Source organism: Corynebacterium occultum, from assembly GCF_009734425.1.
Lineage (GTDB): Bacteria > Actinomycetota > Actinomycetes > Mycobacteriales > Mycobacteriaceae > Corynebacterium > Corynebacterium occultum.
This window is the reverse complement of record NZ_CP046455.1, coordinates 698,785-712,340: the sequence shown is the minus strand read 5'-3', so window position 1 is coordinate 712,340 and position 13,556 is coordinate 698,785. Positions and strand designations below refer to the sequence as shown.

14 protein-coding genes are annotated in these 13,556 nt (G+C 63.7%); 2 read left to right on the top strand and 12 right to left on the bottom strand.

What is annotated here, in order from left to right:
• Position 1: 1 nt before the first annotated feature.
• From lpqB to COCCU_RS03340, 6 genes are all read right to left on the bottom strand, one after another.
• Complete coding sequence (gene lpqB, locus COCCU_RS03365; RefSeq protein WP_156230219.1) at positions 2-1,705, bottom strand: MtrAB system accessory lipoprotein LpqB; 1,704 nt, start codon at positions 1,703-1,705, stop codon at positions 2-4.
• Positions 1,698-3,188: an MtrAB system histidine kinase MtrB gene (mtrB, locus tag COCCU_RS03360; protein WP_156230218.1), complete on the bottom strand. Its 1,491-nt coding sequence runs from the start codon at positions 3,186-3,188 to the stop codon at positions 1,698-1,700. Before mtrB ends, lpqB begins: the two co-directional genes overlap by 8 nt.
• 75 nt (positions 3,189-3,263) lie before the next feature.
• Complete coding sequence (mtrA, locus tag COCCU_RS03355; RefSeq protein ID WP_156230217.1) at positions 3,264-3,944, bottom strand: MtrAB system response regulator MtrA; 681 nt, start codon at positions 3,942-3,944, stop codon at positions 3,264-3,266.
• 8 nt (positions 3,945-3,952) lie between these two features.
• Complete coding sequence (locus COCCU_RS03350; RefSeq protein ID WP_156230216.1) at positions 3,953-4,555, bottom strand: dTMP kinase; 603 nt, start codon at positions 4,553-4,555, stop codon at positions 3,953-3,955.
• Positions 4,555-5,994, bottom strand: coding sequence for an adenosylhomocysteinase (gene ahcY / locus COCCU_RS03345; RefSeq protein ID WP_156230215.1), 1,440 nt, complete (start codon positions 5,992-5,994; stop codon positions 4,555-4,557). Before ahcY ends, COCCU_RS03350 begins: the two co-directional genes overlap by 1 nt.
• Positions 5,995-6,098: 104 nt before the next feature.
• The gene (locus COCCU_RS03340) at positions 6,099-6,452 is read right to left on the bottom strand and encodes a DUF4259 domain-containing protein (protein ID WP_156230214.1); all 354 of its coding nucleotides are present in this window, start codon (positions 6,450-6,452) and stop codon (positions 6,099-6,101) included.
• A gap of 144 nt (positions 6,453-6,596) precedes the next feature.
• Between COCCU_RS03340 and COCCU_RS03335 the strand changes: the two genes are divergently transcribed.
• A complete protein-coding gene (locus COCCU_RS03335) occupies positions 6,597-7,289 on the top strand; it encodes a hypothetical protein (protein ID WP_197088424.1) in 693 nt (230 codons plus the stop codon).
• Here COCCU_RS03335 and manA read toward each other — a convergent pair.
• Genes manA through COCCU_RS03315 form a run of 4 tightly spaced genes read right to left on the bottom strand, consistent with a single transcriptional unit; the run spans position 7,286 to position 11,254 of the window.
• Positions 7,286-8,458 (bottom strand): mannose-6-phosphate isomerase, class I, encoded by a 1,173-nt coding sequence (gene manA / locus COCCU_RS03330; protein WP_156230212.1) that lies wholly within the window; start codon positions 8,456-8,458, stop codon positions 7,286-7,288. The genes COCCU_RS03335 and manA overlap by 4 nt on opposite strands.
• The gene (locus COCCU_RS03325; RefSeq protein ID WP_156230211.1) at positions 8,459-9,406 is read right to left on the bottom strand and encodes a hypothetical protein; all 948 of its coding nucleotides are present in this window, start codon (positions 9,404-9,406) and stop codon (positions 8,459-8,461) included.
• Between the two features lie 17 nt (positions 9,407-9,423).
• On the bottom strand, positions 9,424-10,803 hold the full coding sequence (locus COCCU_RS03320) for a phosphomannomutase/phosphoglucomutase (RefSeq protein WP_156230210.1): 1,380 nt from the start codon (positions 10,801-10,803) through the stop codon (positions 9,424-9,426).
• A 49-nt stretch (positions 10,804-10,852) separates the two neighbouring features.
• Entirely contained in the window at positions 10,853-11,254 is a 402-nt protein-coding gene (locus COCCU_RS03315) for a DUF3499 domain-containing protein (RefSeq protein WP_156230209.1), read from the bottom strand.
• 89 nt (positions 11,255-11,343) lie between these two features.
• Between COCCU_RS03315 and COCCU_RS03310 the strand changes: the two genes are divergently transcribed.
• On the top strand, positions 11,344-11,799 hold the full coding sequence (locus COCCU_RS03310; protein WP_156230208.1) for a metallopeptidase family protein: 456 nt from the start codon (positions 11,344-11,346) through the stop codon (positions 11,797-11,799).
• A gap of 53 nt (positions 11,800-11,852) precedes the next feature.
• On the opposite strand, the gene COCCU_RS03305 is transcribed toward COCCU_RS03310, so the two are convergent.
• Positions 11,853-12,143 (bottom strand): WhiB family transcriptional regulator, encoded by a 291-nt coding sequence (locus COCCU_RS03305; RefSeq protein WP_407924159.1) that lies wholly within the window; start codon positions 12,141-12,143, stop codon positions 11,853-11,855.
• Positions 12,144-12,468: 325 nt separating this feature from the next.
• Positions 12,469-13,551, bottom strand: coding sequence for a mannose-1-phosphate guanylyltransferase (gene manB, locus COCCU_RS03300; protein ID WP_156230206.1), 1,083 nt, complete (start codon positions 13,549-13,551; stop codon positions 12,469-12,471).
• Positions 13,552-13,556 lie beyond the last annotated feature (5 nt).

The window sequence follows — 13,556 nt, the reverse complement described above, 5'->3', positions numbered from 1 at the left end:
GCTAATTGGCCACCACCGGGGATGAACGCATGCCCTGCAGGCCCGGCACCTCCCGCCAGAAGGCGGAATCCCCACCATTGACCGGCATCTGCAGCACTGCCCGGGCATCGGTGACATAAAGGGTGCTTGAGGAAGCCGCCACCGCGACCACCGGGGCGGTGATATTGCCGGAGGGCAGGGAGGCCACGGCTGAGCCGTCCTTCTCCACCCGCCAGATCGGGGATTCCGGGCTGGAGGTGCCCACCAGGAGCGAACCATCCGGCTGCCAGTCCAGGGCCAGTGCGGAACCCGCCAGCTGGGGTGCCATCTCCTGCACATTCACGATGCGGCGTTGCCCCGTTCCGGGGCGGTTGACCACTCCGGTATAGACGCGGCCACCGATGATCATCGCCACCCTGGCCCCGTCACGGGAAAGGCGCAGCACCGAGATTTCCCCGTCCATCTCGTTCAGGAAGGAGGTGTCGACCTCACTCTGCACCACCTCACCGGTGGCGGTGGAACGAACCACCCGGGTCACCCTGTTGCCGTCGACGGCCACCCACACCGCGGCATGATCCGGTTCAAAGGAGGGGCGGGAGATGCTGTCCGCCCGCAACACCTCGCCCAGGGGCTCATTCACCCCGCCCAGAGCCAACACCGACTCATCCCCACGGCGACGTACCACCGCCCCGGTGCGGTCCGAGGTGATGTCGGCGGACTCGATGTCACTGATCTCCCGCAGATCACCCTCCACCGGGTTGGCCTGGTTCGCACCCACCCGCAGCAGCCTGCCCTCATTCAGGGCGTACAGCGGGGCCGGTGTGCCCACATTCGCACGGGGATTGAACTCGGCGAAATCATCGGTGCTCAACACCGGGAAGTTCTCACTGATCGGCAGTCCGTCCACCTCCACCGCATAGGGGCCCGGGATATTCGCCATCGCCAGGGTCCACACCAGTTGCGCCGCGAAACTCTGCCGCTCCGAGGTGTCCAGGCCGGCCAGTCCGGAGAATTTATAGATGCCATCCTGCACCCCGCTGAAGACCGCCTCAGCGGGCAGACTGAAATCAACGGCCGGAGCAATATTGGCGCCGGGACCCTCCATCATCAGGGAGATCAGCACCGAGTCCAGGGTCTCCTGACCGGCGTAGACCCAGCGGCGGTCCGAGACCAGCAGCCTTCCACCCGGCTCAAAGAAGTAGAGGTTATGCGGCTCGTACTGGTTGCGCAGCTCGGTGCGTTCCAGAACGACACCTTCCGGCAGGGAGGAGATACGCCACTCCCCGTCCTCCTTCTCCATCTCGATCTGGGCCTCATAGACCCCGTTCTCCACCTGATAGGCCCCACCTTCCGCCAACTGGCCTATCACATTGCCACGCACCGCGAAGGTCCGCTCCGCAGCGGTGGCACCGGCCTGGGTGATCAGGTCCACACGGTCCACGATCAGGGTGGAGGCCTGCGGATTCCACACCTGATTCGCTTCCTCGGCAAGGAAGGAACGGGCGGCCTCATAATCCATGCTGGGCCGGGCGGAGGCAGTGAAGAAATCACGCAGCAAAAGGTCTGGTTCCGCCCCCGGGGTCGGCTGGATTTCAGCGTCAACCGGCTCCCCCGGGGAGAAGGGCCGCAGGGCCTGAGGTTCAGTGTCGGAGGGAAGGGAGGTGCAACCGGCGAGAAGGGCACCACTGAGCAGGATTCCCAGCGCGCTCCGCAGGAACTTATTCATCTTCGGCCTCCGGTACCTGCAGCGGCAGGGCCGCCTTGACGTAGGTCTTTCCCGGTTCGCGCGGCAGCGTCAACCGGAACTGCGAACCCACCCCGGTCTCACCGACCGCGTCCAGGTCACCCCCGTGCAGCAGGGCATCCTCCCGGGCGATCGCCAGCCCCAGGCCGGTGCCACCGGAGTGGCGGACCCGGGAGGCGTCGGCACGCCAGAAACGGTTGAACACCAGTTCCTCCTGGCCGGGCTTGAGGCCCACCCCGTGGTCGGTGACGGTGATGGACACCGCCTCCTCATTCGCCCCGATATCCAGGTCCACCGACCGTCCCTCGGAGTGGTCGATGGCATTGGCCAGCAGGTTACGCAGCACCCGCTCAATCCGACGGGGGTCACCGGTCAGGTAGACCGCCTCATCCGGCAGGTTGATGTTGACCGGCACGTTCAGTTCCTTCGCCAGGTGCTCCACCTGCTGCCAGGCGGCGGTGACACAGGTGCGCGCATCCAGGCGGGTGGCGGAAAGATCCGCCACCCCGGCGTCATGGCGGGAGATCTCGAGGAGATCGGCCAGCAGGGACTCGAAGCGGTCCAATTCGCGGATCATCAACTCGGTGGCACGTTTGGTGTGTGGTTCAAAGTCCTCGGAGCTGGCGTCGATCAGGTCGGCCGCCATCCGCACCGTGGTCAGCGGGGTCCGCAACTCATGGGAGACATCGGAGGTGAACTGGCGTTGCAGATTGCCGTACTCCTCCAGCTGGTGGATCTGTTTGGACAGGGACTCCGCCATCGCGTTGAAGCTCATCGCCAGACGTGCCATCTCGTCTTCCCCGTCCACCACCATGCGTTCCCGCAGGTGGCCGGCCGCCAGTCGCTGGGCGATCCGGCTGGCGGAACGCACTGGGGCGGTGACCTGCTGGGCCATCAGCCAGGCGATGCCGACCAGCAGCACCACCACGACCACGCCGGCCGCGGAGAGCAGCCCCCGCATCAGTGCCATGGTGGACTCATCCGACTCCATGGACAGCACCAGGTAGACCTGCAGGTTGGGGATGTCCGAATCGGTGGGGGTCCCGATGACCAGCGCATTGTAGGCGGAACCATCAGCCCGGTTGACCATGGCGAACTGGTAGGACACCTGACCCTGGCTGACGAAGTGCATCAGCCGGGTCGGTATCTGGTAACCCTCTGGGGAAGCTGTGGTGGAGCCGTCATGATTGACCACCAGCAGCACCGGTTCATAGGTGGCCGCCGTCTCCCCCGAACTTAAGTTTGTCAGCGAGGCCCGGGCAGCATTGATCCGCGCCTGGGTGGAGGTGTTCGAGCCGGTGGCGTCGATCTGCTGTTCCACCGCCACCCGGGCGCGATCAATTTCCGCGTCGGCGATATCCAGCTTGGAGTCAACCAGGCGTTGCGCGACCAAACTGATCATGGTCATCGCGAGGATGGTCATCACCACCGCGGCGGCGACGAAGATGGAGCCGATGACCCGCATCTGGAGCGACGTGCGCCACTGCTCCGAGAGGCGGTACCGGATCCGTTTCAGACGTTCGAGAATGACAGGTCCCTTTTAATTGAGCAATCCGGTCTTGTAGCCTACACCACGCACGGTGAGGACTATCTGCGGATTCTCAGGATCCTTCTCGATCTTGGCGCGCAGCCGCTGGACGTGCACATTGACCAGCCTGGTGTCAGAGGCGTGACGGTAACCCCACACCTTCTCCAGCAGTTCCTCACGGCTGAACACCTGGCGTGGCTTACGTGCCAGCTCCAACAGCAGATCGAACTCCAGGGGGGTCAGCGGAATCTCCTCCCCTCCCCGCTTCACAGTGTGCTCGGGAACGTCGATCACCAGGTCACCGACCTCGATGACCTCCGCCGGGACGTCATCGGTGCGACGCAGCCGCGCCCGGATCCGGGCCACCAGCTCCTTCGGTTTGAAAGGCTTGGTGATGTAGTCATCGGCACCGGTCTCCAGCCCGAGCACCACATCCACGGTGTCGGTCTTGGCGGTGAGCATGACGATCGGCACGGTGGATTCCTGACGGATGAGGCGGCAGATGTCCACCCCGTTCATTCCGGGCAGCATCAGGTCGAGCAGGATCAGGTCCGGCTGCTCCCGTTGGAAAGTTCCCACAGCTTCATTGCCGTCCATCACTGGGATGGGATGGAAACCCTCCGCCTCCAGCACGATGGTCAGCATCTCGGAGATCGCGGGGTCATCATCGACGACGAGAATTTTGGCAGACAAGGTTACTCCTACCTCTTCAGGGTGATTGCTTTGAGAATATCTGTCTGTTCAGCGGAAATCAGCCAATCTCCCGCCCAGTTCTCCGCGGCGAGACGTTCATAGGCCGCATAGGTACGTTTCTGTAGACCTCCGTCCCGCTCATAGCGGTCCCTTTCCCGGCTCTGGTCCTGCTCCGCCCTGGCGATGGCGCGTTGCGACGCCGTCTCCGGGGAGGTCGCCAACAGCACCTGCAGATCAGGCTTGGGCAGGCCCAGTCGGTTGAATTCCAGGTCGTGGACCCACCCGATCACCCCCTCATCGGCGGTGCGGGCGAAGGAATACGCCGCATTGGAGGCGACATAGCGATCCAGGATCAGCAGCTCATCGGAATCGACGAAGCGTTCCAGGGTGGGCAACGCCCCATGGCGGTCCAGGGCGAAGAGGGTGGCCATGGCGTAGGCGGAATCGGTGAGATCCCCCATCCTTCCGTGCAGGGCCTCGGCGGCCAGCTGGGCGTGGATGGACTCCTCGTAGCGGGGGAAGGCCAGGGCCTGCGCTCCGGTCTCCCGCTGGATGGCACGGACCAGGGTGTTCTTCCCTGCCCCGTCAATTCCTTCGATGCTGATGATCATCAGTAGCGGTAGTGCTCCGGCTTGAAGGGGCCTGCGACATCGACGCCGATGTACTCCGCCTGCTCCTTGCTCAGCTCGGTGAGGGTGCCACCGAGTGCCTCCACGTGGATGCGGGCGACCTTCTCATCGAGGATCTTCGGCAGACGGTAGACCTCATTGCCGTACTTGTCCGGGTTCTGGAAAAGCTCGATCTGGGCGATGGTCTGATCCGCGAAGGAGGTGGACATCACGAAGGAGGGGTGGCCGGTGGCGTTGCCCAGGTTGAGCAGGCGGCCCTCGGAAAGCACGATGATGGACTTGCCGTTGGGCAGGGTGAACTCATCGACCTGGGGCTTGATGTTGACCCGGGTGACATCATCGCGGTGCAGCAGGGAGGCCATGTCGATCTCATTGTCGAAGTGGCCGATATTGCCCAGGACTGCGTGGTCCTTCATGTTCAGCATGTGATCGAAGGTGATGATGCCGAAGTTGCCGGTGGCGGTGATGACGATATCCGCCTCTCCGATGGCCTCCTCGACGGTGACCACTGAGTAGCCGTCCATCAGGGCCTGCAGCGCATTGATCGGGTCAGCCTCGGTGACCTTGACGCGGGCGCCCTGACCCTTGAAGGCCTCAGCGGAACCCTTGCCCACATCGCCGTAGCCGCAGACCAGGACGTTCTTGCCGCCGATGAGCATGTCGGTGCCGCGGTTGATGCCGTCGATCAGGGAGTGGCGGGTGCCGTACTTGTTGTCGAACTTGGACTTGGTGACGGCGTCGTTGACGTTCATGGCGGGGAAGGGCAGCACGCCCTCCTCAGCGAAGTGGTAGAGGCGGTGGACACCGGTGGTGGTTTCCTCGGTGACACCCTGCACGGCCTCGGCGATGCGGGTCCACTTCTGCTTGTCCTCCTCCAGGGTGGTGCGCAACATTCCCAGGAAGGCCTGGTACTCATCGGAGTCACCATCCTCCACCGGCGGAACAACCCCGGCCTCCTCGAACTGGCGGCCACGGATGACAGCCATGGTGGCGTCGCCGCCATCATCGAGGATCATGTTGGGCTCAATGCCCTCGCCCCAGCTGAAGATCTCCTTGAGGCAGTCCCAGTACTCCTCCAGGGTCTCCCCCTTCCAGGCGAAGACGGGAACGCCCTGGGGGTTCTCCGGGGTGCCCTCACCGACGACGATCGCGGCGGCGGCCTCATCCTGGGTGGAGAAGATGTTGCAGGAGGCCCAGCGGACCTCGGCACCCAGCACGGTCAGGGTCTCGATGAGCACGGCGGTCTGGACCGTCATGTGGATGGAGCCGGCGATGCGGGCACCCTTCAACGGCTGCTCCTCGCCATACTCACGGCGCAGCTCCATCAGGCCCGGCATTTCATGCTCGGCAAGACGGATCTGGTGGCGGCCGGACTCAGCGAGGCTGAGGTCCGCGACCTTGAAATCAGTGACCGTGGTCATAGGGGGTGACATCTCCTGTCGTTGTGCAATCTGCGATACCACAACCACTCTACCGAGGTGCCCCACAAGCGGAGCACCAAGATCACGAAGAGGTCACTAAACCCTTAAGCCAGGGCCTCCAGGTAAGCCTCGAGATCTTCTTCGGTGTCGGCGTTCTCCAGAAGTTCCCCGGCGATCTCATGGAGCTTCTCCGAGCCCCGGCCGATCAACCCCCGGAGGAAGGGGTAGCTCTCCGCGACATCCCCTGCGGAGAAGGGTGCGCCTGCCCAGATCGCCGCGATGGTGGCGGCGGCCAATCCGTTGAGCTCCTCATCTTCGCTGACACCGGCGGGTTGAGCTGCCAGCAGGCAGGCGTCCTTGACCGCCTCCACGATCTCCTCACCATCCAGAGCTGCCAGCTCATCGAGGAAGTCGACATTTACTTCCTCCGCGAAAATCGCAATGTCCCAAGCTCCCATGAAACTCTCCTCTAGTTTTGTCCTCGAACGGTTTTAAGCTATCGCTAATCCCGGGGATCTGCTATGTTATCGAGTTGTTACCAATGACCGTAATGGTGAAAGGGTCAGAGATTGCTAGCTGAGACTCGGAGAGTCCTGATTTTTATGGGCATCGGCCTGTTGGTCGCTGCCGCAATCGGGCTCAGCGTCTGGCGGGCAAGTCTGCCCACCACCCTTTCCGCAACCGATACTGCCATGTCCGCCACCACCGGCACCACAGCAGCCGCGGTTAGCTCGGAAACCCTGGCGCCGGAAGTCACCGAGGAAACCCCGGAAGAGCAGAAACCCCAGGATGCGGCCGCGGTTCTCACCGATGATCCCTACCTCGCCCCGAATGCTTATATTCCCGAGGCAGCCACCAGGGCCACCCCCACCCAGACGTTCAGCCCCGCGAACCCCTTCGAAAGCAGCGAGACAGCACCCCCCAGCGCCGAGCCTTTCCTGACGCTGACCGAGGAACCCACCTCCCCCACTTCGGAGGTACCCGTCAGCCCCAGCGAGGTCCTACCCACTGAAGTGCTGCCCAGCGAGGTCCCGCCCAGCACCCCGGTGGAGAGCCCGGAGCCCAGCAGCAGCCCCGCGGCAACCCCGAGCGCTGAGCCATCTGTGGCACCGGAGCTTCCCTCGGTGACCCCTGAGGCCCCGGCAGCGGAAACACCAGCGGCAGTTCAAACACCAGAAGCAGTGGAAACACCAGAATTTGAGGCTCCCCCAGCAGAAACTCCGACCCAGGAGGCTGCGGCACCGGGATCCAACTTCCTCTGGAGCTCCTGGCGCCTCTTCCCCTGGCTCAGCTAACCCCGGGCGAGGAAGAGCTCTCCCCCACCGCTGACGGTGATGGCGGGGTCACTGGCCGGGATCCAGGCAGCCTCACCGGGGTTCAGCTCCAACACGTCCACCTCCGAGGTTCCACCCAGCTGCAGTCTGCCATTGGTGCACAGCACAATCGCCGGCCCATCATGGTCAATGAGATAGTCCTCCGCGGCCGCCACCCGGGTCAGCTTGAACTCCTCCGCCGGGACGGTGTAGGTTCCGCCCTCCGGGACCACCACGGGGTCCGCCAGGGAGTTGAACTTGAGCACCCTCACCAGCTCGGGGACATCCACGTACTTCGAGGTCAATCCACCCCGCAGCACATTGTCTGAGTTCGCCATGATCTCCACGCCCATGCCCCGGATATAGGCGTGCAACTGCCCCGCCCCCAGGTAGATCGCCTCCCCCGGAATCAGGTGGATGTGGTTGAGCAGCAGGGCACCGAGCACCCCCACATCACCGGGATAGCGCTCATTGAGGTCGAAGACATTACGCAGCGTCAACCCGATCCAGTCAGTGCGCTCCCGGTGCGGCTCGATCGACGCCATGAGGGAGTTGATCACTTCGCCCCGAACCTTGGCCGGAATGGTGATCCAGGTGGTGAACAGCGCCCTGAGGTTGGATTCCTCTTCCGCCGGATCATCGACCAGCATGCTGGCGTAGCGGTCCAGGGCCGGGCAGTTCAGTTCCCGGAACAGCTCGAGGGTGCGATCCAGCGGACGAAAACCGGCCATCGCATCAAAGTTGGTGAGCGCGACGATCAGCTCCGGCTTGTGGTTGACGTCCTTGTAATCCCGGTGCGGGGCATTCAGTGGCACCCCTTCCTCATTCTCCCGGGCATAACCTTCTCGGGCCTGCTCGACAGAGGGGTGGGCCTGCAGGGAGAGCGGCTCATCGGCGGCCAGCAGCTTCATCAGGAAGGGCAGGGTGGGGCCGTATTCCGCACACACCCGATCTCCCAGTGCGGCCCTGGGATCCTCGGCGATGATCTCGGTGAGATCCTTATCCCCCACGGTGGAGGGATTGGCCGGGTGGGCCCCGAACCAGAGTTCTGCCTCGGGGCTTTCACTGGGGACCTTCTTGCCCCGCAGTCCGGCGATCAGGGAACGCGAACCCCAGGGGTAGGCGCGGATCTTACCGGTGAGCAGGTGCATCTAGAAGTCCTCCGGGTCATTCTGATAGGTCGTCGCGGCATAGCCACGGGTGATCAGGGTCAGCGCCTCAGCCAGGGGGCCGGGCGTGATTTCGGCGCATTTCTGCTCCAGGGCGCCAGGAACCCCCTGCAGCTCCGCCGCCCAGATAACAGCCTTCAACGGTACCACCGCGGCCGGACCGTCCAGGAAGGGGTCGTGGAAAGGATCCGGTTCGGGAATCAGTCCATCGAGCTCCGCAACGTCGGCCGCTGCGGCGGGCAGTCCCTTGAGGGTCCAGAGGGTGGCCACCACCTCGGCGATGGCCCGGTTACCGGTGTGGATGATCCGGGCGCCGGAGACGTGTTCCCGCAGCTGGCGGCCCGGGTTGACGCTGAGATCACGCTCCGGGGCAAGGGTCTCCACCTCGACGTCGATCACATCTGCGGTGGATTCCAACCGCTGGACCACCAGCCTGGAATCCTCCTCCAGCAGGTCAAGGACGGTGGCGACGGCCGTGATGGTGCGGGCCGGAGAGGTTCCCAATGCGGTGGGCAGCACGGGGAAGACCACGGTGTTCCTGGGGGCGTCATCGGCCACCGGGCCCTCAGCGCCGGCCAGGACAGTCACTGCGCCCCGGGAATCTGCGGCATGCAGCGCCTGGTGGGCAATGTCACTGTTGCGCTCCCCCACCACGATCAGCACATCCAGGGCACCGAAATAATGCGGCAGGGAGTCGGTGACCAGCAGGGGTCGACGCAGCGGGCTGCGCAGGGTGCAGACGGCCTGAGCCGCGGCCCGGGACACCTGATCGGTGGCCAGTACGACCACCGACCGGGGATTCATGCCATAAAGCTGGTCGAGGGCGCCGGAGGCGACCACACCAGCGGTGGAACGAACCTGGGCGCCCTCGTGGGCTACATCGAAGAAACGGATCTGCTCGGCATCATGCTGCTGGAAGGACTCGGTCATGCCTACCAGGATAGCTATCAGGCGCGGATGATCCCGAGGATCTCCGCGAGGAGCGCATCCACTTCACCCCTGGTGGGTGCCTCGACATTCAGGCGCAGCAGGGGCTCAGTGTTGGAGGCGCGGACATTGAACCAGGCCGGAGTGTCCTTGAGTTCCACGGTGACCCCGTCCAGGCGATCCACGGATTCGATCCGCTCGGCGAAGGCCTCAAGAACGGCTTCGGTGCTGGCCGCCTGGTCGACCACGGTGGAGTTGATCTCCCCGGAGGCTTCATAACGGCTGTAGGAGGACATCATCTCCGAGAGGGGACGTTCCTGGGATCCCAGTGCCGCCAGGACATGCATGGCCGCCAGGAGGCCGGAGTCGGCGTTGAAGAATTCGGTGAAGTAGTAGTGGGCGGAGTGTTCCCCACCGAAGATGGCGCCGGTCTCTGCCATGCGGGACTTGATGAAGGAATGCCCCACCCGGGTGCGGACGGCGGTGCCACCCTGTTCCGCGATGATCTCCGGCACCGCCTTGGAGGTGATCAGGTTGTGGATGACGGTGGCACCGGGGTTCTCCTGCAGGGCGCGTTCAGCGATGATGCCGCAGATGGCGGAGGGACTGACCGGGTCGCCCTTCTCATCGACGACGAAGCAGCGGTCCGCATCGCCATCAAAGGCCAGGCCGATGTCGGCGCCGGTCTCCTTGACGAAGTTCTGCAGATCCACCAGGTTGGCCGGCTCCAGGGGGTTGGCTTCGTGGTTGGGGAAGGTGCCGTCGAGTTCGAAGTAGAGCGGCTCAATCTCCAGGGGCAGCCCCTCGAACACGGCCGGGACGGTGAGTCCACCCATGCCGTTGGCGGCGTCCACGGCCACCTTCAGGGGGCGGATCTCCCGCAGATCGACCAGTTCGCGCAGGTACTTGGCATAATCTTCGAGGACATCCTTGCGGGAGACCACGCCATGCGGGCCATCGTATTCGGGGATGGTTCCGGCAACCAGGTCATCGATGATGAACTTCAGGCCGGTGTCCTGGCCGACAGGCCGGGCCCCCGAGCGGCAGAGCTTGATGCCGTTGTACTTGGCCGGGTTGTGGCTGGCGGTGAACATGGCGCCAGCGCAATCCCGGCGACCGGAGGCGTAGTAGAGCTCATCGGTGGAGGTCAGGCCGAGCATGACCACGTTCAGGCCCTGGGCGGTCACACCATCAGCGAAGGCGGAGGCCAGCGTCGGGGAGGATTCACGCATGTCGTGGCCCACGGCCACCGCGGTCTCCCCCTCCATGCGGAGCAGCCGGGCGAAGGAGGCCCCGATCTCGCGGATGAAGTCGGTGTCGATGTCTTCCCCGACAACTCCCCGGACGTCATAGGCCTTGATCACCGAGGTGACGGATTCCCGACTTCTGCCAACAGACATGCAGCTCTCCAAAAATACTTGTTGGATCTTAAAGGACTAGCTCCACAGCTTAGCCTTCATCATCCTGCACCAGACGGAGGTGTCCACGCCGAATGGTTTTATGCTCTTCAACGCGCTTCGGGCGGTAAATGGGGTGCTGGGGCACCTCCGGGTCTGCCTCGCGGTAGTCATCGGACAGGCCACTGGTGGTGCGGCCGGCTTCGCGCACCGCATTGGCCAGCGCGGTCAGGTCATCATCATCGTCGTCCTCGATGTGGTCCACGCGCAGCATCTCCCAGCCCAGGGGCGCGGTGATGCGCTCTGCGTGGTTAGCGCAGAGGTCCCAGCTGTGCGGCTCAGCGGCGGGCGCCAGCGGCCCGACCACTGCGGTGGACTCGGCGTAGGCGTAGGTCAACGTGGCCACGGCGGGCTTACCACAACCGGGGCGGGAACAACGACGGTATCGACTCACGCACCAAAGTCTAGACTCCAACTTGAGATTTGCCACCCTCGGCGAGTCTTGCCAGCTCTTCGCCCCCACTCAAACTAGTCTCTTGAGATATGCACACCAGGACCTTCCGCAACCGCCACGGGAGGGGTCTGCGGGGTCCGATACTTCCCCCTGAGGCCCCGCGGCAACGCAGCCGCCGTCAGCATTTCGACGTGGCGGTGCTGGAGGCCTATGCACCCATCCAGCAGGCTTTCGGGGAGGAGCTCCTCGGCCTGGACCTGGCGGTGGACACCATCCCCCGGATGCGGCTGCGGGCCGATATGACGGTGCTGCCGGATGAAATCATCGCCGATGGCCCGGTTCCCCTGGGCAGGGTGATTCCGGCGGGGGTGGACCCTTCCGGAAACCCGACCCGCGCCAGGATCGTCATCTTCCGGATGCCGGTGGAGCAGCGCACCACCACCGTGATGGAACGCCAGGAACTCCTGGCCACCATCCTCACCGCCCTGGTGGCGAATTACCTGAACCTGGACCCCCGGGATGTGGATCCCCGCTTCCAGTGGTGATGGGGGAATGAAAAAAGCGGGCCCCATCAAAGGAACCCGCTCAATATTTTCAGCTAAATTATCTGCTTTTTCAGGCGGCGACGCTCCCGGTCGGAGAGCCCGCCCCAGATCCCGAAACGCTCATCATGCTCGAGCGCATATTCCAGACATTCATCACGGACGGCACAGGCCAGACAAATGCGCTTGGCTTCCCGGGTGGAGCCGCCCTTCTCGGGAAAGAAGGCCTCCGGATCAGTTTGCGCGCAGAGCGCCTGATCCTGCCATTCCTGCTCCACAGCACCGAAGAGCTCATCTATGCTCATCTCGCGCACTGTTCTGCCCCGAAGGATGGCGTCATTAGCCATGTCTTCCACGCCATGTTCCTTCCTCCGTAGGTATGTCAATATCTTTCACTGATGTGATTACACACGGATCACTAAATATCGTCAACCTAAAACGGGGGACTTAGGGCCGGACAGAGCATTAGTGCTGGTCGTTAATCACTCAGGTCACAAGATTAACAGGCCAGCAGCATAAGGGGGATAGTCCGGGGGTACTACATATAGTGGTCGGGAATAGAAAACCACACAAATCGCAGAAAAAACCGGCGTGTCTCTGCAGGAATACCTCCACCCAGGTGATAAGAGAGGGCTAAATTGCCCCTTAAACCAGGGGCAAACCGGGGTGGAACTAGGCGTCGGAGGAGAAGCGGATACCGGTGTCCGGCACCACCACTCCCGGCCAGATACGCATCCCACCGGCCAGCTCACAACGCGCGCCGATCACCGCGCCCTCCCCGATCACGGCATCACTGATCCGGGTGTTGGCACCGATCCGGGCACCCGAGGCGATGATGGAATTCTCGATCACCGCGCCCGGCTCAATGGTCACCCCGTTGAAGATGACGGTGCCGTCCAGGCGGCAACCGGCCCCGATCTCGGAACCACGCCCCACGGCGGTGCCACCCAGCAGCAGCGCACCCCCGGCCACACCGGCGGTCGGGTCAACATAGCTCTCGCCGTGTTTTCCGGCCAGCAGCGGGGAGGGCACCACGCCACGAACCAGGTCGGAGGAGCCCCGGACGAAGTCAGTCGGGCGGCCCATGTCCCGCCAGTAGGAGTTATCCACATGGCCGTAGACCTTGCGATTATTGTTCAGCATCATCGGGAAGGTCTCACGCTCCACGGAGACATTGCGCCCGGTGGGGATGTCCTCCTCGATCACGGAACGGCGGAAGACATAGCAGCCGGCGTTGATCTGGTCGGTCGGCGGATCCTCGGTCTTCTCCAGGAATTCCAGGACGCGACCATCCGCGTCGGTGGGCACGCAACCGAAGGCGGAGGGGTCCGCCACCCGCAGCAGGTGCATGGTCAGGTCGGCATCGCGATCCTCATGGGTCTGCAGGATGCCACCCAGGTCGGTTCCGGAAAGCACATCGCCGTTGAAGACCATGACGGTCTCATGGCGTAGTTTGTCCAGGACATTGCGGATACCACCCCCGGTGCCCAGGGCCTCCTCCTCGAAGACGTACTCGATCTCCAGTCCCATCTGTGAGCCATCCCCGAAGTAGTTGGAGAAGACCTCGGCCTTGAAGGAGGTGGAGAGAACGACATGCTTGATGCCGGCGGCCTCGATGCGTGCCAGGAGGTGCTGCAGGAAAGGGAACCCGGCGGTGGGCAGCATCGGCTTCGGGGTATTCATGGTCAGGGGGCGCAGGCGGGTGCCCTTGCCACCGACCAGGATTACGGCATCAGTGTTCTCAGGATGAGACATATCAT

Excerpts from the sequence above, each read along its gene's own strand:
- manA (WP_156230212.1), bottom strand. The coding sequence starts at position 8,458 with ATGCACCTGCTCACCGGTAAGATCCGCGCCTACCCCTGGGGTTCGCGT.
- COCCU_RS03305 (WP_407924159.1), bottom strand. The coding sequence starts at position 12,143 with ATGGCTAATGACGCCATCCTTCGGGGCAGAACAGTGCGCGAGATGAGC.
- COCCU_RS03340 (WP_156230214.1), bottom strand. The coding sequence starts at position 6,452 with ATGGGAGCTTGGGACATTGCGATTTTCGCGGAGGAAGTAAATGTCGAC.
- ahcY (WP_156230215.1), bottom strand. The coding sequence starts at position 5,994 with ATGACCACGGTCACTGATTTCAAGGTCGCGGACCTCAGCCTCGCTGAG.
- COCCU_RS03335 (WP_197088424.1), top strand. The coding sequence starts at position 6,597 with ATGGGCATCGGCCTGTTGGTCGCTGCCGCAATCGGGCTCAGCGTCTGG.
- manB (WP_156230206.1), bottom strand. The coding sequence starts at position 13,551 with ATGTCTCATCCTGAGAACACTGATGCCGTAATCCTGGTCGGTGGCAAG.
- COCCU_RS03310 (WP_156230208.1), top strand. The coding sequence starts at position 11,344 with ATGCACACCAGGACCTTCCGCAACCGCCACGGGAGGGGTCTGCGGGGT.
- lpqB (WP_156230219.1), bottom strand. The coding sequence starts at position 1,705 with ATGAATAAGTTCCTGCGGAGCGCGCTGGGAATCCTGCTCAGTGGTGCC.
- COCCU_RS03320 (WP_156230210.1), bottom strand. The coding sequence starts at position 10,803 with ATGTCTGTTGGCAGAAGTCGGGAATCCGTCACCTCGGTGATCAAGGCC.
- COCCU_RS03325 (WP_156230211.1), bottom strand. The coding sequence starts at position 9,406 with ATGACCGAGTCCTTCCAGCAGCATGATGCCGAGCAGATCCGTTTCTTC.
- COCCU_RS03350 (WP_156230216.1), bottom strand. The coding sequence starts at position 4,555 with ATGATCATCAGCATCGAAGGAATTGACGGGGCAGGGAAGAACACCCTG.
- mtrB (WP_156230218.1), bottom strand. The coding sequence starts at position 3,188 with ATGCGGGTCATCGGCTCCATCTTCGTCGCCGCCGCGGTGGTGATGACC.